Origin of the sequence: Gemmobacter serpentinus, assembly GCF_008973825.1 — a bacterium.
In the GTDB taxonomy this organism is placed as follows: Bacteria; Pseudomonadota; Alphaproteobacteria; order Rhodobacterales; family Rhodobacteraceae; genus Gemmobacter; species Gemmobacter serpentinus.
In genome coordinates this window covers 306132-324685 of record NZ_WCHR01000016.1, presented here as the reverse complement: position 1 = coordinate 324685, position 18554 = coordinate 306132, and the positions used below count along the sequence as shown (strand labels likewise).

At 64.1% G+C, this 18554-nt stretch carries 15 protein-coding genes; 3 read left to right on the top strand and 12 right to left on the bottom strand.

All coding sequences use genetic code 11. The annotated features are described in order from the left end of the window. Positions 1-54: 54 nt before the first annotated feature. The gene (locus GBJ34_RS09780) at positions 55-4017 is read left to right on the top strand and encodes a non-ribosomal peptide synthetase (RefSeq protein ID WP_151719075.1); all 3963 of its coding nucleotides are present in this window, start codon (positions 55-57) and stop codon (positions 4015-4017) included. A 66-nt stretch (positions 4018-4083) separates the two neighbouring features. On the opposite strand, the gene gyrB is transcribed toward GBJ34_RS09780, so the two are convergent. From gyrB to mutM, 9 genes are all read right to left on the bottom strand, one after another. After that, positions 4084-6534 carry a DNA topoisomerase (ATP-hydrolyzing) subunit B gene (gene gyrB, locus GBJ34_RS09775; protein ID WP_151719074.1) on the bottom strand — a complete coding sequence of 817 codons (2451 nt, stop codon included), beginning with the start codon at positions 6532-6534 and terminating at the stop codon, positions 4084-4086. Between the two features lie 81 nt (positions 6535-6615). Beyond that, positions 6616-7236, bottom strand: coding sequence for a LysE family translocator (locus GBJ34_RS09770; protein WP_151719073.1), 621 nt, complete (start codon positions 7234-7236; stop codon positions 6616-6618). After that, positions 7233-7676, bottom strand: a complete 444-nt coding sequence (locus GBJ34_RS09765) for a VOC family protein (RefSeq protein WP_151719072.1) — start codon at positions 7674-7676, stop codon at positions 7233-7235. Before GBJ34_RS09765 ends, GBJ34_RS09770 begins: the two co-directional genes overlap by 4 nt. Next, positions 7673-8770, bottom strand: coding sequence for a DNA replication/repair protein RecF (recF, locus tag GBJ34_RS09760; protein WP_151719071.1), 1098 nt, complete (start codon positions 8768-8770; stop codon positions 7673-7675). Before recF ends, GBJ34_RS09765 begins: the two co-directional genes overlap by 4 nt. 70 nt (positions 8771-8840) lie before the next feature. After that, a complete protein-coding gene (gene dnaN / locus GBJ34_RS09755; protein ID WP_151719070.1) occupies positions 8841-9959 on the bottom strand; it encodes a DNA polymerase III subunit beta in 1119 nt (372 codons plus the stop codon). Positions 9960-10141: 182 nt separating this feature from the next. Continuing rightward, positions 10142-11515, bottom strand: coding sequence for a chromosomal replication initiator protein DnaA (gene dnaA, locus GBJ34_RS09750; protein WP_151719069.1), 1374 nt, complete (start codon positions 11513-11515; stop codon positions 10142-10144). A 529-nt stretch (positions 11516-12044) separates the two neighbouring features. After that, positions 12045-12317: a 30S ribosomal protein S20 gene (gene rpsT, locus GBJ34_RS09745; protein ID WP_151719068.1), complete on the bottom strand. Its 273-nt coding sequence runs from the start codon at positions 12315-12317 to the stop codon at positions 12045-12047. Positions 12318-12465: 148 nt separating this feature from the next. After that, on the bottom strand, positions 12466-13242 hold the full coding sequence (locus GBJ34_RS09740; RefSeq protein WP_151719067.1) for an enoyl-CoA hydratase: 777 nt from the start codon (positions 13240-13242) through the stop codon (positions 12466-12468). A 105-nt stretch (positions 13243-13347) separates the two neighbouring features. Continuing rightward, the gene (gene mutM / locus GBJ34_RS09735; protein ID WP_151719066.1) at positions 13348-14199 is read right to left on the bottom strand and encodes a bifunctional DNA-formamidopyrimidine glycosylase/DNA-(apurinic or apyrimidinic site) lyase; all 852 of its coding nucleotides are present in this window, start codon (positions 14197-14199) and stop codon (positions 13348-13350) included. A gap of 95 nt (positions 14200-14294) precedes the next feature. On the opposite strand from mutM, the gene ubiE reads away from it, so the two are divergent. Continuing rightward, positions 14295-15044 carry a bifunctional demethylmenaquinone methyltransferase/2-methoxy-6-polyprenyl-1,4-benzoquinol methylase UbiE gene (ubiE, locus tag GBJ34_RS09730; RefSeq protein WP_151719065.1) on the top strand — a complete coding sequence of 250 codons (750 nt, stop codon included), beginning with the start codon at positions 14295-14297 and terminating at the stop codon, positions 15042-15044. Continuing rightward, positions 15044-16567, top strand: a complete 1524-nt coding sequence (gene ubiB, locus GBJ34_RS09725; protein ID WP_151719064.1) for a 2-polyprenylphenol 6-hydroxylase — start codon at positions 15044-15046, stop codon at positions 16565-16567. Before ubiE ends, ubiB begins: the two co-directional genes overlap by 1 nt. Before the next feature lie 311 nt (positions 16568-16878). Here the strand turns inward: ubiB and GBJ34_RS09720 are convergent, their stop codons facing one another. The 3 genes from GBJ34_RS09720 to GBJ34_RS09710 all read right to left on the bottom strand — a co-directional run bounded on the left by GBJ34_RS09720 (position 16879) and on the right by GBJ34_RS09710 (position 18423). After that, the gene (locus GBJ34_RS09720; protein WP_151719063.1) at positions 16879-17688 is read right to left on the bottom strand and encodes a phosphotransferase family protein; all 810 of its coding nucleotides are present in this window, start codon (positions 17686-17688) and stop codon (positions 16879-16881) included. Between the two features lie 119 nt (positions 17689-17807). Continuing rightward, positions 17808-18140 carry a hypothetical protein gene (locus tag GBJ34_RS09715; RefSeq protein ID WP_151719062.1) on the bottom strand — a complete coding sequence of 111 codons (333 nt, stop codon included), beginning with the start codon at positions 18138-18140 and terminating at the stop codon, positions 17808-17810. Continuing rightward, a complete protein-coding gene (locus GBJ34_RS09710; RefSeq protein ID WP_151719061.1) occupies positions 18133-18423 on the bottom strand; it encodes a rod-binding protein in 291 nt (96 codons plus the stop codon). Before GBJ34_RS09710 ends, GBJ34_RS09715 begins: the two co-directional genes overlap by 8 nt. Positions 18424-18554 lie beyond the last annotated feature (131 nt).

Genomic DNA, 18554 nt, shown 5'->3' with positions numbered 1-18554 from the left:
GCGCAACACCATGACCGGCGCAGCTGCGTCCTTCTGGAACGGAATATGTGACGGGTGACTGTTTTCGTTAACAAAAACCGGCCTGCGACAACGGTCGCCGGTCCGGTGACAGACGGCGGGGCCGCAGATTCCGCGCCGCCATGCACCACGGGTGACAGCCCCTTTCTGACCCCCACCGCCTTTCAACAAGCGATGATCATGGCGGCGCGCTCTGGCGGGGCACCCTGGGCCAATCTGGAACAGATCGTGCTGCATCTGCCAGATATCATGGCCGATGATGCGCAAATCACGGGCGCATTCCAAACGATTGCGCAGCGATATACGGCCCTGCGCCTTGTTGCCGAAGTGACGGGTGATGGGACGGCGATCTGGCGGATTATGCCGGATTTCGCGCCCGAGACCACTATCTGCTCCCATCCGCAATCCGAAGCCGAGCGGTCGGACCTTCTGGGCGCGGATCGCGCGCGCGGCATCGATCTGGCGCGGGGCGGCTGGCGGGTCAGCTATGCCACAGGGGGGCCAGGCCTGTGGCTGCTGTTTACCGCGCATCACGCCCTGCTTGATCTGCCCGCCATGGCCGTGCTGATGGAGGAACTGGTCTGGCTGCTGCAGGGACGCGATCTGCCGCCCCGGCAGGACGCCGGGCTGCGCGCCTTTCACGCAGCCCTCGCACAATCCGACATATCCGCCGCGCAGGCCTTCTTTGCCGAACGATTTGCGGATTTCGAAAGTGGCAATCTTCTCTCCATTCCGGTCGCCGCCACCGGGCGCATGTCGGTCTTGCGGCTTGAACTGAATGCGGCACGGACACATTTGCTGCATCAGCAGGCCAATCGCTGCGGCGCAGGCCTTTTTGCGGCGTTGCAGGCCGCCTGGAGCCTGGTCCTTGCACGCTGGACCGGGCGGGGCGACGCGACCTTCGGCCTGACCCTGGCCGGGCGGTCGCTGTTTCCCGATCACAGCCGCACGGTTGGCGCGCTGATTGCCACGCTGCCGCAGCGCCTGCATCCGGCACAGGCCAGCAATCTGCGCGACCTGATCGCCGAGGCCCGCAGCGAGACGCAGGCCCTGCGCCCCCATCATGGCACCACATTGCGCGACATCCGCAAATGGGCCGATCTGGGTGCAGGCGCACGGATCTTCGATTCGGTGCTGGTCTATTCGCCCGCCAATCTGCCGACATTGCTGCAACAGGCCGATCCCGCCTGGACCACGCGCGAGGCCAGCCTGCTGGAAGAGGGCGATATGCCCCTGACACTGGCGATCTATGGCCGCGACCGGCTGGAGATCCTGTTTGAATATGACTCCGCCGCCTTGCCAGAGGCGCAGCTGAACCGGATCGCCGGGCATTTCCTGCGCCTTCTGGACAGTATCGGCGCGGCCGATCCCGAAACACCTCTGTCACAGCTGGACATGCTGGATCCGGCCGAACGGGCGGGGCTGATGCTTCTGGGCGAACCTGCGCAGATTCTTCCCGATGCGCCACCCTGTATCGCCACCCGGTTCGAGGCGGCGGTCGAGGCGGCCCCGACTGCCATCGCGCTGCAATCCGAGGCGACCGGCACCGCGCTGGATTACCAGACACTTTATCTGCGGGCCAATAATCTGGGGCATCGTTTGCAGGAACAGGGCGCGCGCCCCGGCAGCGTGGTGGCGCTGAACCTGCCGCGCGGGCCCGATTTCGTCGTGGCGCTGCTGGCGGTTCTGAAAACCGGCGCGGCCTTCCTGCCACTGGACCCCGCCTTGCCCGAGGTGGAACGCTGTCTGCGCGCGACCGAGGCCGGGGCGATTGCGGTGATCGGCCGCGACGGGATTGCGGGCCTTGGCGTGCCGCTGCTGGTGCCGAATACGGCCACCAGCGAAGCACCGCCGCGCCGCGCGGCCCCGCAGGCCGACCGGCTGGCCTATATCATCCACACCTCTGGCTCCACCGGGCGCCCCAAAGGCGTGATGGGCACGACCGGCGCGCTGTCGGCCCATGCCTCGGCGGCGATTGCGGCCTTCGGCCTGACACCCACCGACAAGGTGCTGCATTTCGCGGCCCCCGGCTTTGACGTGGCGCTGGAAGAGATCGTGCCGACGCTGCTGGCCGGGGCCACGCTGATCCTGCGCGATGATGCAGAAACCGCCTCGGTTCAGGCCTTCCTTGATGTGGTGGCGCGGCAGGGCGTCACGGTCCTGAACCTGCCCGCCAGCTTCTGGCACCTGCTGGTGGAAGAGATGGACGCCCGCGCCCTGCCCCTGCCACCTTCGGTGCGCCTTGTCATCACCGGCAGCGAACGCATTTCCGCCGCAGCCCTTGCGCGTTGGCAGATCCTGGCCCCTGGCACTGCCTGGATGAACGGCTATGGACCGACCGAGACGACAATCACCTGCACCTTGCACGCCCCTGATCTGGCGGGCGCGCCGCTTGCCGACCTGACGGAAGTGCCGATCGGCCGCCCGATGGCCCATGCCCGCGCCCATATTCTGGCCTTTGACGGCAGCCTTGCGCCGATGGGCGCGGATGGCAATCTGTTCATCGGTGGCCCTGCGGTAACGGCGGGCTATCTCAATCACCCTGATATTACCGCCCGCAGCTTTATCGTCGATCCGTTCCGCGCGCCGCCGGCCCGGCTTTACAATACCGGCGACCGCGCGTCCTGGGATGCCGAGGGTCATCTGCGCTTTCTTGGCCGGCGCGACCGGCAGGTCAAGCTGCGCGGCCATCGCATCGATCTGGGCGATGTCGAACGCGCCTTGATGCAGTTTCCCGGCCTGCGCGATGCCCGCGTCGGGATCGACGCCCCCGATACCGATGCCGCGCGTCTGGTCGCCTGGGTCTGCGGCCCCGATCTCAGCCCCGATAGTCCCGCATTGGCCGCGCTGGTGGAACATGTCGCGCGCTATATGTCAGGCGCGACCCTGCCGATCATCCTGCCGGTCGAGGCCTTTCCCCTGCGCCCCAATGGCAAGGTCGATACTGCCCGCCTGCCCCGCCCAGCGGCCCCCGGCGGCCCCGGCACGGATGAGGACGGGCCGATGGACAGCCTGACCTTCGCGTTGCTGTCCTGCATGGCGCGGGTGCTGGATGCCCCGCATCTGCGCGCCGATGACGACATTCGCGATCACGGTGCCAATTCGCTGATGGCGCTGCGCCTTGCTTCGGTGATCGAGGCACGGTTTGGTCGCACGGTGGTCACCACCGACCTCTATCGTCATCCGACGCCGCGCAGCCTTGCGCGCTTTCTTGAAGCCGATGGCGACGAACCGCGCTTTGTGGTGCCGATCCAGCCCGAAGGGGCGCAGATCCCGCTCTTTGCCATCCATGTTCTGGGCGAGAAAGAGGCCCTGTTCCGGCCGCTTTCGGCCCGGCTTGGTCCGGATTATCCGGTTTACGGACTGACATCGGGCCCGCCGAAGAATCTGGATGAAATCAGCGTCGAACGCATGGCGCGGCGCTATTTCGATGATATCCAGCGCGCCTTCCCAGAGGGGCCAGTGGCACTGATCGCCGTATCCATGGCCGCCTATTTCGCTTTTGAACTGGGGCAGTTGTTGCAGCGCGCCGGGCGCGAGGTGCGCTTCCTTGCGGTATTGGATGCCATGGGTCCGGGCGGGCGCCCGTCACGCCATGGCCTAGACAAGATCGCGGCCCATCTGGGCGAAATCCGGCGTCACGGTATCGGCCATATCTCCCGCGTATTGCGCTACAAGCGCGAGAACCGGCAGATCGAACGTGATCTGGCCTCTGCCCCGCCGGGCGAGGTGACCGGGGCCAATCTGGTTCTTGCCAATGTGCGGGCGGTCGATCTGTATCAGGCACAGCCCTATGGTGCCCCGATCATCGTCTATCGCGCCGCAGAAAGTTTCTGGGACAGTGCCGAGGCCCGGCGCACCATGCTGGGCTGGTCGCAGGTTGCGACCGGCGAGGTCAAGCTGATCGACATCCCCGGTGATCACCTGTCGATCCTTGAGGATCGCAATGTGGCGCAGCTTGCGGCTGATCTGGCCACGCGCCTGAAACACGACACATGAAAAGGGCGGCACCGTTCCCGGTGCCGCCCCGCTTTCTTTGCTTGCCCCGTCTTCTCCTGAAGCGTCTCAGAAATCGAGGTTTTCGACGTTCAGCGCGTTTTGCTGGATGAACTCGCGGCGCGGCTCCACCACATCGCCCATCAGCTTGGTGAACAGGTCATCGGCCTCGGCCACGTCATCGACACGCACCTGCAACAAGGTGCGGGCATCAGGATCCAGCGTGGTTTCCCAAAGCTGTTCCGGGTTCATCTCGCCCAAGCCCTTGTAGCGTTGCAGGGTCAGCCCTTTTTCGCCTTCGGATAGGATCGCCTTCAGCAATTCGGTCGGGCCCTGGATCGGCTGTTCACGATCCTTGCGCACCAGACGCGCCGGACTGGTATAGGCGTCGCGGGTCTGACCCGCGACTTGCGACAGCTTGCGTGCCTCGCCCGAGCGCAGCACCGCGCCATCCAGCGTCCGCAACTCCTCCACTCCGCGCAGGATGCGCGACAGACGGATCCCGTGATCCTGGGTGATACGCCCTTGCCAGCCTTTCTCGTATTCCACCGCAACCGCATCCAGCCGCCGCGCGACCGTATCGGCCACGGCTTGCAGATCGCTGTCGGCGCGGCCCTGATCAAAGGCCCCGGCCAAGGCGGCCTGTTCCAGAATATTGCGCGGGTAATGGGTCGGGAAAGCCTCCAGCACGCGGCGGAACGACCGTGCCCCTTCCACGATGCGTTGCAGATCCGCCCCTGCAACCTCTTCGCCAGTGCCAAGGCGCAGCACCGCGCCTTCGGTGCCCTGCTGGATCAGATAATCTTCGAAGGCCGACTGATCCTTCAGGTAAACCTCTGATTTCCCGCGTGAAACCTTATAGAGCGGCGGCTGCGCGATATAGAGGTAACCGCCATCAATGATCTCCGGCATCTGCCGGTAGAAGAAGGTCAGCAGCAGCGTCCGGATATGGGCACCATCGACATCCGCATCGGTCATGATGATGATCTTGTGGTAGCGCAGCTTGCCGATATTGAACTCGTCGCGCCCGATCCCGGTGCCAAGCGCCGTGATCAGCGTGCCCACGGTTTCCGAGGACAGCATCCGGTCAAAGCGCGCGCGTTCCACGTTCAGGATCTTGCCGCGCAGCGGCAGCACGGCCTGTTGCTTGCGCGACCGCCCCTGTTTGGCGGACCCACCGGCCGAGTCACCCTCGACGATGAACAGTTCCGACAACGCCGGATCTTTTTCCTGACAATCCGCCAGCTTGCCGGGCAGCGACGCCACATCCATCGCGGTCTTGCGCCGGGTCAGCTCGCGCGCCTTGCGCGCCGCCTCACGCGCCAGGGCGGCCTCGATGATCTTGCCGACGATGATCTTGGCCTGTGCCGGGTTTTCTTCAAACCATTCGCCCAGCTTTTCGTTCACAAGGTTTTCGACCGCAGGCCGCACCTCGGACGAGACCAGCTTGTCCTTGGTCTGGCTGGAAAACTTCGGATCCGGCACCTTCACCGACAGCACGCAGGTCAGGCCTTCGCGCGCGTCATCGCCGGTGAAATCAACCTTCTCGCGCTTGGCGATCCCGCTGTCTTGCGCGTATTTGGTGATCGTCCGTGTCAGCGCACCGCGCAGCCCCGCCAGGTGGGTGCCGCCGTCGCGCTGCGGGATGTTGTTGGTAAAGGGCAGCACCGATTCATGGTAGCTGTCATTCCACCACATCGCGACCTCGACGCCGATGCCACCACGCTCGCCGACCATATAGATCGGCTCGGCCATGGCCGAGGTCTTGGAGCGGTCAAGGTATTTCACGAATTCCCGCACACCGCCCTCATAGAACAGCTCGGTGCGGACGGGTTCGGCATGGCGTTCATCCTCAAGGATGATGCGCACGCCGGAATTCAGGAAGGCCAGTTCCCGCAGACGGGTTTCCAGCGTCTTGAAGACGTAATCGAGGTTGGAAAACGTGCCATCCTCGCGATTGGTCTTGGCACTGGCCAGAAAGCGCACCTCGGTGCCGCGTTCGCCGGGGGCCGGGCCCACCTCATGCACATGCACGGTGCATTCGCCATGCTCGAACCGCGCGCGATATTCGGTATCGTTGCGCCAGACCCGCAGTTCCAGCCATTCCGACAGCGCGTTCACCACCGAGACACCGACGCCATGCAGGCCACCCGACACCTTGTAGGCATTGCCGCCCTCATCGGTGTTGTTGAATTTCCCGCCCGCATGAAGCTGGGTCATGATGACCTCGGCGGCGGAAACCCCCTCTTCGGGGTGGATATCCACCGGGATGCCGCGCCCGTTGTCGCGCACCGAAACGCTGTCATCGGCATGGATTTTCACATGGACGTAATCGGCATGACCGGCCAGCGCCTCGTCAATGCCGTTATCCACGACCTCATAGACCATGTGGTGCAGACCGGAACCATCATCGGTATCCCCGATATACATCCCGGGACGTTTCCGAACAGCCTCCAACCCCTTGAGAACCTTGATGGAATCTGCGCCGTATTCACCCGGCATTTTCGCGGCTTCGGCCATGTAAACTGCATCCCTCGACTTCCACGCGATTTATAGCCGCCGGGGGCGGGAATGTCACCCCTGAGCCACAAGATTTAGCTGTCAGAGGAAGGGGATGACCAAGGCGACCACGATCAGAAGGATCCCCGACCCGAGGTTCAGGCGGCGCAGGTTTTCCTGGCTGGACAGCAATTGCCGGGCGCGATCCAGAAACAGCGCCAAGGCCAGATTGCCCGCCATCGGGATCAGAGCCGAAACCAGAATGATTGCCGCCACATCGCCGGTGGTCAGCCGGTCCAGCGCGAAGAACCCCGGCAGCGCGCCCATATAGAACAGGATCGCCTTGGGGTTGCCGATCACCGCCGCCATGCCCACCGAGAACCCGGCCCAGACACCCGGCCGCGTCAACCGGCTGTCGGATCCGGGCTTGGCGGCAGGCTTGCGGATCAGCATCACGCCCATGGCCAGAAAGATCAGCGCCGCGACCCATCGCAGCAGCGACAGCAGATCACCATAGACCGAAACGATCCAGCCAAGGCCCAGAATGGCGGCCAGCGGCCAGATCAGGTCGCCGACGGCCACCCCCACCGCCAGCGGCCATGCCGCGCGAAACCCGCCCGACAGCGATCGCGCCATCAGCGCCATCCAGACCGGCCCTGGCACCGCCCATAGCGCCACCATGCCGCCCGCATAGGTCAGCAATTGCCAGAAGGTGATGGTCATCCCGGCAGGCGCAGCGAACCGTCGGCCTCCAGCGGCCAGAACGGGTTCATCGCCACTTCCCAGACATGGCCATCGGCATCGGCCCAATAGCCGGAATAGCCGCCCCAGAACACTTTCTCGGGTGCTTTCAGCGCGGTCGCGCCCGCAGCCAGGGCCGCCGCATAGGCCGCATCCACCTCGGCCTCGGTGGCGAAATTCTGCGCCAGCGTCACCGCGCCCGCGCCAAGTGCTGCACCTTCGCGCCCCTGATCCTTGGCCAGATCTGCACGCCCGAACAGCGCCAGTGCCATGCCGTTGATCTGGTAGAAGGCAACGCCCGGCTGGCTTTCACCATGCTCCTGCCAGCCTAAGCTGCCATAAAAGGCACGCGCCGCGGCCAGATCAGCCACGCCAAGGGTAATCAGCGTCACGCGCTGCGGAGTATGGGTCTGGGCACTCACAAGCTGATCTCCCTGATCTCGGACTGGCCATCGCACTCAGTCACTTCGAATGTCTGCCCGCGCGCGCCCAGACTGTCAAACAACCCCGGCTCGGTCCCGGTCATGATGGCTTGCGCACCAAGGGCACAAAGCTCGTCATAAAGCGCGGCCCGCCGCCCCGCATCCAGATGCGCCGCCACCTCATCCAGCAACAGGATCGGTGCCCGTCCCATATCTGCGGCCAGCGCGCGGGCATTGGCAAGGATCAGGCTGATCAGCAGCGCCTTCTGCTCGCCGGTCGAACACTGGTCGGCGGCGACACCCTTGGCCACAAATTCCGCCGCCAGATCGGCGCGATGCGGCCCGATCAGCGTGCGCCCGGCGGCCATGTCTCGGCGGCGGTTTGCGGCCAGGGCCTGCGCCAGATCGTCAGGCGCGCCTTCGGGGTCGATGATCGCAAGGCCTGCGCGCGGGAACACCGTCTCAGCCCCCTCCTGCGCCGCAAGCAGCCGCGCCACGGTCAGCGCCCGGTTGGAGACGATCTGCGCCCCCGATGCCGCCATCTGCGCCTCCAGCGCGCCATACCAATGCGGATCGGTCACCTGATCCTTCAACAGCCGGTTGCGATCGCGCATCGCCTTTTCATAGGCGATCACCGCCTCGGCATGATCGGGGGCGAAACTCAGCACCATGCGGTCCAGAAAGCGCCGCCGCCCCTCTGCCGCCTCGATCCACAGCCGGTCCATGCTGGGCACCAGCCAGACCATGCGCAGAATCCGCGCCAAAGCCACCTGCGGTGCCAGCTTGCCGTCGATGCGCACCTGTCGCGCAGCCCCGCCCTCAGCCCAGCTTTCCACCTGATGCGCGGCGCTCAAGCCCGCCACCTCGGCCACAACCTTCCAGCCGATCACCTCGGGGCGGCGCGCCAGATCCTCGGCCCCGGCCCGGCGCAGACCCCGCCCCGGCGACAGCAGCGACACCGCCTCAAGGATATTGGTCTTGCCCGCGCCATTGGCCCCCACCAGCGCAACCGGGCGCCCGTCAAACCCCAGCCGCGCCGCGCGATGGCTGCGAAAATGCGACATGGACAGCGCAAGGATCGCCAACCCGCTCACCCGGCAGCCTCTTTCATCTGTTCACAAATATCCCACGGGGGTCCGGGGGTGTGAAACCCCCGGCGGCCCGTCACACGCGCATCGGCATTACAACATAGACCGCCGAGGTGTCATTGCCCTCGCGCATCAGCGTCGGATCACCCGAAGAGTTGAACAGGAAGACCGCATTCTCGCGGTCCACCTGGGATGCGATCTCCAGCAGGTATTTCGCGTTGAAGCCAATCTCCAGCCGCTCATCGCCATAGGCCACGGCCAGCTCTTCCTCGGCCGCACCACTGTCGGGGGCATTGACCGACAGAACCAGGCGGTCTTCATCCAGGCTCAGCTTCACCGCGCGCGACCGCTCAGACGACACGGTTGCAACCCGGTCCACTGCCTTGGCAAAATCGCTCGCATCCACCTCAAGCCGACGGGTGTTGTTCTGCGGAATGACGCGGGTGTAATCGGGGAAGGTGCCGTCGATCACCTTGGAGGTCAGCGTGATCGAGGGGGTGGCAAAGCGCACCTTGGTCTCCGAGACCGAAACCGCGATCTGCGCCTCATCATCATCCAGAAGTTTACGCAGCTCGTTCACTGTCTTGCGCGGCACGATGACGCCCGGCATTCCGGTCGCACCTTCGGGCAGGGCGGCGTCGATACGGGCCAGACGGTGCCCGTCGGTCGCCACGCAACGCAGCACCGGGCCATCTTCGCCAGTGGAAACATGCATATAGACGCCGTTCAGGTAATAGCGGGTTTCTTCGGTGGAAATCGCGAATTTCGCCTTGTCGAACAGGCGGCGCAGCACCAGGGCCGGGGCACCGAAATTGGTGGTGTATTCCGACGAGGCCATGACCGGGAAATCTTCCTTCGGCAGCGTCGCCAGATTGAAGGTCGACCGACCCGCCGTCACCGTCAGACGGCCCGCCGCCGCATCCTCGGACAGCGTGACAAGCGACCCGTCAGGCAGCTTGCGCACGATCTCATGCAGCATGATGGCGGACACGGTGGTCGCCCCCGCGCGCTCCACCATGGCGCTTGCGCGGTCCACCACCTCGATATCCAGATCGGTGGCGCGGAAGCTGACAGTATTGCCTTCCGCCTCGATCAGCACATTGGCGAGGATCGGGATGGTGTTGCGACGTTCCACCACCGATTGCGCCTGACCCACGGCCTTCAGCAGCGTGCCGCGTTCAATGCTGATCTTCATCCCTGTCACCCTTATCTTGCGGGACACCAAAATAGACCCGGTTCCCGCCGGTTCTCAAGCAGTTTTGGCGACATTCCGCCGGATTGCCGGGGGCGTCAAGCCGCCCGCCAAAACGGCTGCAGAAGCGTGACAGGAATGCGCCAGCAAAAAGGGCCCCGCATGGGCCCTTTCGCACACTCGTCTCAGCCTTGCAGCAGGCGCTTCAGCATTTGCAGATCATCGGCCAGCTGGCTGTCACCTGCCATCAGCTCCTCGATTTTACGCACGCCATGCATGATCGTGGTGTGATCGCGCCCGCCAAAGCGGCGCCCGATCTCGGGCAGGCTGCGCGGCGTCAGCTGTTTGGACAAATACATCGCGATCTGACGTGGCCGCGCAATGGTGCGCAGCCGCTTCGGCCCGATCATATCCGACAGGCGGATGTTGTAATGTTCCGCCACTTTGCGCTGAATTTCCTCGATGGTGACCTTGCGGTCCGAGGCGCGCAGGATATCGGCAAGGCAATCCTGCGTCAGATCCAGCGTGATCTCGCGGCCAACAAGGCTGGCAAAGGCGAACAGCCGGGTCAGCGCGCCTTCCAGCACACGGACATTGGTGGTGATGCGATGGGCCAGAAATTCCAGCACGCCCGGCGCGATCACCAACCCGCGATATTGCGTGGCATAATGTTCGGCCTTCTGTTGCAGGATGCCCAGACGCAGCTCGTAATCCGTCGGATGCAGATCGACCACCAAACCGCATTGCAGGCGGCTTTTGATGCGTTCTTCCAGATCCTTGATTTCGCCCGGGGCGCGGTCGGCGGAAATCACGATCTGCTTGTTCTGGTCCACCAGCGCATTGAAAGTGTGGAAGAATTCTTCCTGCGTCGAATCCTTGCCGGCGATGAACTGCACATCATCGACCATCAGCACATCGACGGTGCGGAACATTTCCTTGAAATCCATGACCGAACGGTCGCGCAGCGCCTGCACGAAGCGATACATGAACTGTTCGGCCGACAGATACAGCACCCGCAGATGCGGCTGACGGGTCTGCAATTCATGCGCGATGGCGTGCATCAGGTGCGTCTTGCCGAGACCCACACCGCCATAAAGGAACAGCGGGTTGAAGGTCACCGGCCCGCCTTCGGCCACGCGGCGTGCAGCGGCATGGGCCAACTCGTTCGGCTTGCCGACCACGAAACTGTCAAAGGTAAAGCGCGCATCCAGCGGCGCGCCCGGCAGATCCTCATCCGCCACACGGCGGGCCACGGCCCGCGGCTTGGTCTCAGGTTTGGCCGCGGCGCGTGCCGCAGGTTTCTCGGCCCGGCCCGCAGCCGGGGATACCGAAAACTCCACCCGGTCGACCTGCGCGCCATGGGCGTTCAGATGTGAGCGGATATGATCGCCGAAATTGCGGTTCACCCAGTCGCCGAAGAACGAGGTCGGAACCTCGAACCGCGCAACACCATTCTTCAGATCCGAGAACCGAAGGGGCTCGATCCAGGTCGTGTAGTTGTTCTTGCCAAGATGCTTTTCAAGCTGCTCACGAATCTCACCCCAAGTGCCGTTCGTCATTTTTTGTTCAACCCGTCCCGCGCCATTGATTTGGCTGATTGGGGCAAATGCCCGTATTCACATTCAAACGACCGGCAAATGCCTGCCACGTTCCGGGCATAGAGGATGGGCAAACGACATCGGTCACGACAGGCAGCCCTGTCGCGCGCAAATATCGTTCGTCGCGCTGATGAAAGCGCAGACCATCAAGCAAGCGTTGCGCAGCCTTCAAAGGAAATTCCCGCGCGCAGAACGCGGGATGGCAGCTTCCCCTCTTGGCGACGCAATCTCGGCCTGTCCCCCAGGACTCCGTGAATCGCTCTGGCAAGCTAGCAAGCCCGCTGCTGGCCCTGCAACCGATCTTCGCTGTTGACAGGCACCCGCGCGAAATCGAATCCTACCCCCCTTGCAAATGGGTCACGACCCCCGCGAAAAGCGACGAAACAGGTGATTTTCCCGCTTGAAAACGCAAAAAGCGCGCCTTTCGGCGCGCTTGGAGCATGTTCTTCATATACCCCCGGATTCGGTCGAAGCCGGGCGTAGCCAGGCCTCAGGCCTTGGCAGCAACCGCCTTCACACGGGCAGCCAGACGCGACATTTTGCGCGCAACGGTGTTCTTGTGCAGAACGCCCTTGGTCACACCACGGTCCAGTTCCGGCTGGGCGTTCTTCAGGGCCTCGGTCGCTGCGGTCTGGTCGCCCGAAGCGATCGCTTCCTCGACTTTGCGCAGGAAGGTGCGGATGCGCGAACGGCGGGCTTTGTTGACCGCATAGCGGGCTTCCGACTGGCGGGCGCGTTTTTTGGACTGGGGCGTATTTGCCATGGGACAGAATCCTTCAGATCTCGATTTCGGTTGCAACAATAGACCCAAAGACCGATGCCCCCTGATGGGAGGATCATGATTCTTGCCTAAGCGGGCCCACGCGCATGTGACCCCGGCCTATAGAGGAAAGCGGCCGGGGTGGAAAGGCCTATTTGTCGCGGAATTGCGGCTGGCGCTTTTCAAGAAACGCGGCCATGCCTTCTTTCTGGTCTTCGGTCGCAAACAGCGCGTGGAAGACCCGGCGTTCGAACAGGATACCTTCCCGCATCGTGGTCTCGTAGCTGCGGTTCACGCATTCCTTCACGACCTTGGCGGTCAACACCGATTTCTCGGCGATCTTGGCGGCGATCTTGCGGGTCTCGACCAGCAGGTCCTTCGCGGGGAAAACCCGGCTGACCAGCCCGCAACGCTCGGCCTCGGCCGCATCCATGAAGCGTCCGGTCAGGTGCATATCCATGGATTTCGACTTGCCGACAAAGCGGGTCAGGCGCTGTGTGCCACCGATCCCGGCCACAACACCCAGATTGATCTCTGGCTGGCCGAATTTTGCGGTATCCGACGCGATGATGAAATCGCAGGCCATGGCCAGCTCGCAACCGCCGCCCAGAGCATAGCCCGAAACCGCCGCGATGATCGGCTTGCGCACGCGGGTGATGGCATCGGCCTCGGCGGCAAAGAAGTCCTCGCCGAACATCTCGACAAAGCCCTTGCTCGACATCTCCTTGATATCGGCACCGGCGGCAAAGGCCTTTTCCGATCCAGTGATGATGATGCAGCGCACCGAATCGTCGCGATCCGCCGCCTGCAGCGCCACCGACAGTTCCGACAGCAGCTTGCTGTTCAGCGCATTCAGCGCATCGGGCCGGTTGAGACGGATCAGAGCGATATAATCCTCGATCTCGACGATCAGCGTTTCATAGGCCATGCCTGAGGCTCCCCTTTGGTCTGCCGATGGATCCGGGCCTACCTATCAGCCCTGCCGCACAGTGCAAGCCCAGTGGAAGTTCGGGGCAAGGGCCGCGACGGCACGTCACCGCTGACAGGTCGGGCAAAAAAAGCTGGATCGACCCGATTGCACGATCCGCAGCAGGGATGCCCCGCAACCGGGCGTCGTGCAAGCCTGCCCCTCACGGTCATAGACGCGGAAGCTGTGCTGGAAATAGCCCAGTTCGCCATCGGCCTGACGATAGTCTTTCAGCGATGATCCCCCGGCCTCGATCGCCTCGGCCAGAACCTCGCGGATCAGCGGCACCAAAAGCGCCACCTCCGCCCCCGTCACATCGCGCGCCAGCCGCGCCGGGTGGATGCCTGCGCGAAACAGCACTTCGCAGACATAGATATTGCCCAGACCCGCGACCAGATGCTGATCCAGCAGCGCCGATTTGATCGGTGTCGCGCGCCCCTTGAGCCGCGCCGCCAGATGCGCTTCGTGGAAGTCATTGCCCAAGGGCTCCGGCCCCAGCACGGAGAGCAGCGGATGCGCCTCGGCCTCCGCGGTCTGCATCAGATCCATCGCGCCAAAGCGCCGTGCATCGTTGAAGGTGACGCGCGCACCGCCCTCCATGTCGAACACCACATGATCATGTTTGGCGGGTGCCGGGTGATCGTGATGGAACGCGCCAAGTTGCGCGCCGGAGATCAGCATCCGCCCCGACATGCCCAGATGGATCAGCAGCGTCTCGCCCGTGGACAGATCCGCCAGTATGTATTTCGACCGCCGCCGCAGCGCCTCGACCCGCGCGCCGGTCAGCCGCGCGGCCATGCCGGTCGGGAACGGCCAGCGCAGATCCGGCCGATTGACCGCCGCCTGCGCAATCACCCGCCCCTCCATCACCGGCAAAAGCCCGCGACGGACGGTTTCAACCTCTGGCAATTCCGGCATGACACCGCCTCCCGACATTCCGGCGCATTGCAGCGCGCGCGATGCGGCCTATAAGGGGTGGCAAAGCCCGGATGGGCAAGCCCCGGATGAGACAGATGAGCGACGCGCCCAAGACCACGCATTTCGGCTTTCAGACCGTGAACGAGGCCGAGAAGGCGGGCATGGTGCATGGCGTCTTCACCAAGGTGGCCAGCAAATACGACGTGATGAACGACGCGATGAGCCTTGGCATCCACCGCATCTGGAAGGATGCGATGATGGATTGGCTGGCCCCGCGCCCCGGCACAAGGCTGCTGGATGTGGCGGGCGGCACCGGCGATATCTCGTTTCGTTACCTCAAACGCGCGCCGGGGGCCGAGGCGGTTGTGCTGGACATGACCGAATCCATGCTGGTTGAGGGTCGCCTGCGGGCCGAGGCCGACAGCATGGCCGACAGGCTGGGCTGGGTGGTGGGCGACGCGATGGCGCTGCCCTTCCCCGCCAACAGCTTTGATACCTATACGATCAGCTTTGGCATCCGCAACGTGACCCGCGTGCAGGATGCACTGAACGAGGCTTACCGTGTGCTGCGCCCCGGTGGGCGGCTGATGGTGCTGGAATTCAGCCAGATCCCGAATGACCTGCTGCAAAAGCTCTATGATTTTTACAGCTTCAACGCGATTCCGGTGATGGGCCAGATCATCGCCAATGATCGCGACAGCTATCAGTATCTGGTCGAGAGCATCCGCAAATTCCCCGATCAGGAAACCTTTGCCGGGATGATCCGGCAGGCCGGCTTTGGTCAGGTGAAATACCGCAACCTCTCGATGGGCATTGCGGCGCTGCATTCGGGCTGGAAGATCTGATGCGCGGTCCGCACAACATCATCCGTCTTGTGCGGACGCTGGCCACGCTGGAACGCACCGGCGCCATCGGGCAGGTTCTGGGGGCCGTGGACGCGCCGCCGCGCCTGCGTCTGGCTGCGCGCATCTTGGGCTGGCCGTTCAAATGGCTTGGGCTGAAGGGCGATCCATCCCTGCCACCGACGACCCGCGCGCTGACCGCCCTTGGCCCGGCCTATATCAAATTCGGCCAGATCCTTTCGACCCGCCCCGATATTGTCGGCGATGAATTGGCCGAACAGCTGCGCTATCTGCAGGACAAGCTGCCCCCCTTCCCGGTGGAGCAGGCCAAACAGATGATCGAGGCCGATCTGGGCGTGCCGGTCGATACGATCTTTACCAGCTTCTCAGAACCCGTGGCCGCCGCCTCCATCGCGCAGGTCCATCGCGCGCGTCTGGCCTCCAACGGGGCGGATGTGGCGGTGAAGGTGCTGCGCCCGGGGATCGAGCGCGCCTTCCGCAAGGATATCGACGCCTTCTGGTTCGCCGCCCGTTTCATCGAGACTCTGTCGCCCGCCTCGCGCCGGTTGAAGCCGATGGATGTTATCGCCCATTTCGAGGGCGTGGTGATGGGCGAACTGGACCTGCGGTTGGAAGCCGCCGCCGCCTCAGAATTTGCCGCCAATACGGCAAGTGACGAGGGCTTCCGCGTACCCAAGCCCGATTGGGGCCTTTGCGCGCGCAATGTCATGGTGCTGGACTGGGCCGAGGGCACGGCACTGGCCGACAATGCCGCCCTTGATGCCGCAGGCCATGACCGTGTGGCGCTTGGCGCGCGGGTCTTGCAACTGTTTCTCAGCCATGCGCTGCGCGACGGGTTCTTTCATGCCGACATGCATCAGGGCAATCTGAAGGTCGGCCCCGATGGCGCGATCATCGCCTATGATTTCGGCATCATGGGGCGGCTCGACGAATATACCCGCCGCGTCTATGCCGAGATCCTGTTCGGCTTCATCCGCAAGGATTATCGCCGCGTGGCCGAGGTGCATTTCGAGGCAGGCTATGTGCCGCCCGACCGCGATATCGACGAGTTTGCCCGCGCCCTGCGCGTGGTGGGCGAGCCGATCTTCGGCATGGATGCCAGCCGAATTTCCATGGCGCGGCTTCTGGCCTATCTGTTTGAAGTAACAGAAAAATTCGGCATGGAAACCCGGACAGAGCTGATCTTGCTGCAACGCACGATGGTCGTGGTCGAGGGCGTGGCGCGGGGGTTGGATCCGCATATCAACATCTGGCAGGTCGCCCGCCCGGTGGTCGAAGGTTACATCAAGACCAATGTCGGTCCGCGGGCCCTGCTGCGTGATCTGGGCCGCACCGCGCGGGTTCTGGGGCGCTTTGGCCCCAAACTGCCCGCACTGGTCGAGGCGCAGCTGATCCGGCAAAGCCAACCGCAACTGCCGCCCGCCCGCGAGGTGCATCCGCTGCTCTGGATGCTGGCCGGTGCCAGCCTTGTCGTGCTGGGCGTGGGTCTCGGCGCGCTGCTTTAGTCCAATCCCGCATTGCCTGCGGGAGCCAACCCGCATATGCGAGCTTGCGCAGTGGTGGCTTCAGCTCCGCCACCTGCCCTGAACATCCGCATCCCAAGGCACCCGGACGAGCCAGATTCAATATTTTGGAACAAAGGGTTGATGGTGATCTGGCGAACAGGCCGCTGAAAACGGCTGCGGGCGACTGTGAACAACAATGCCCACCGCGGGCCGATCAACCAAGCCTCATTCGCAAGGCTCTTGGCCCTATACAACGAGTTTCCCGGATTTCCCCCTGCGATGACTGCGCGTCTGACGTCCCGGGAAACGCGTCAGGCCGCCGCCATCGCACATTCCAACGGTAGCGCCCGCGCGTAATCGGCGCAGCCCTGTCCGGCCCGCCAGGCGCAATGCGCCGCGATCCGCCAATGCAGCACCCCGCGCATCGCCCGGTATCGGTCGATCACCTCCCGGTCGGGATAGGCTGCCAGAAACTGCGCGATTTCGGTCTCGCTCAGCACCGCACCGCGATAGAGCATCTGCATCGCGGGCGACAGAAAGACCGCCAGATCTTCGGCCGGATCGCCAATCGCCGGGCATTGCCAGTCGATCAGCCGCGCCTGCCCGTCTTGCATCACGATATTGCCGGGCACCGGATCACGGTGAATGATCCTTGGCGCGATCTGCGGCAAGGGCGCATTCAATTCCGGGCAGGGTGGCAGGTCTTGCGGTGCCCAGACCTGCGCAGCGCGCCGCAGATCGTGCCCCATCGGTGCCCGCGTCAACGAAGGCAGCAAGGGTTGCCGATGCAGCACAGCCAGGGCCCGGGCAACAGGCACGGGATCGTCACGCCAATCCTGCCCCGGCAGATGGTCATAGGCGATCCAGTCGCTGCCGCTGCCCGCCATGCGCGGCGCGATGCCGCAGCCCGCCAAGCCCGTCAGCGCCGCCCGCTCCGCCAGCGGATCATTGGGAAAAAGCGGGCTCGCCCGGTCGGGACGAAACTGCTTCACCACCAGCCCGCCAACCCGCCAGACCAGATTGCTGCGCCCCCCTGCCATGCGCTGCCAGACCGCATCCTTTGGCACCAGCGGGCGCAGCGCCTGCCGCAGTTCGGGCGAGGGGAAAAGGTCCGGTTTCATCGCCGCGCAAGTTAGGCCCTGGCTTGATCAGAGGCAATGTCCTTGGCCGAGATCGGCCGGGGGATCACCGCCTCACCGCAACTGTTTCATCCGCTCCGCCCCCGCCAATACCCCGCCCCCTAAATGCGGCGGCGCAGCCGGATCGCCTTAGCCCCACCGGGTTGCAGATGCCCAGCCGCATCATAGGTCTGAAACCCCTCCATCGCGCGCGCCAGCTCTGCCAGACGGCGCTGCGCTGCCCGCACACCCCGGCTTGCTGCCGCAAGCAATCGCTGATTGGCCGAGGCCTGCGCCAACAAGGGCGCAAGCCGCGCAGGTTCCATGCCGCGCAGGTCCGGTCGCAGCGCCTCCAACTCCTCCTCCAACCCGGCCAGAAGGTGGAAATCGCCCGCCAGCACCGCAGACCGGATGCGCGCCAGCACCCGGCCCAGATCCTCCAGCACTTCAGACATCGCCCGCCTCGCTGCGCAGCATGGCTTTGAAGAGCTGCTCGGCCAGCCCGATCCCGCCACGCCTCACCATCGCTGATGCCTGCTCCTGCCTCAGAAACGAGGCGAACTGTTCCTCTCCGGTGCCACCGCCAAAGGCACCTGCCATGGGCTTCATCCCGGCATGGGCCAGCATTTCGGCCAGAAACACCCCCTCCAACTCCTCGGCGCGGGCGCGCATGGCCGCACGGCGCGCAGGATCAGGCCCTGGGGCGGGGCCTGTCCTCGAGGCGGAATCGGTGATCATCGAAGCCTCCAGCTTGGCTGCATTTTCCTGATCTTTTCCCGCTATCGGTAAAGAATCGGTAATCACTTGGGGGGATAAAACGGTCAGATGACAGATTTTCGGTGTGCCATGCTTGAAGGCCTGACGCTTGC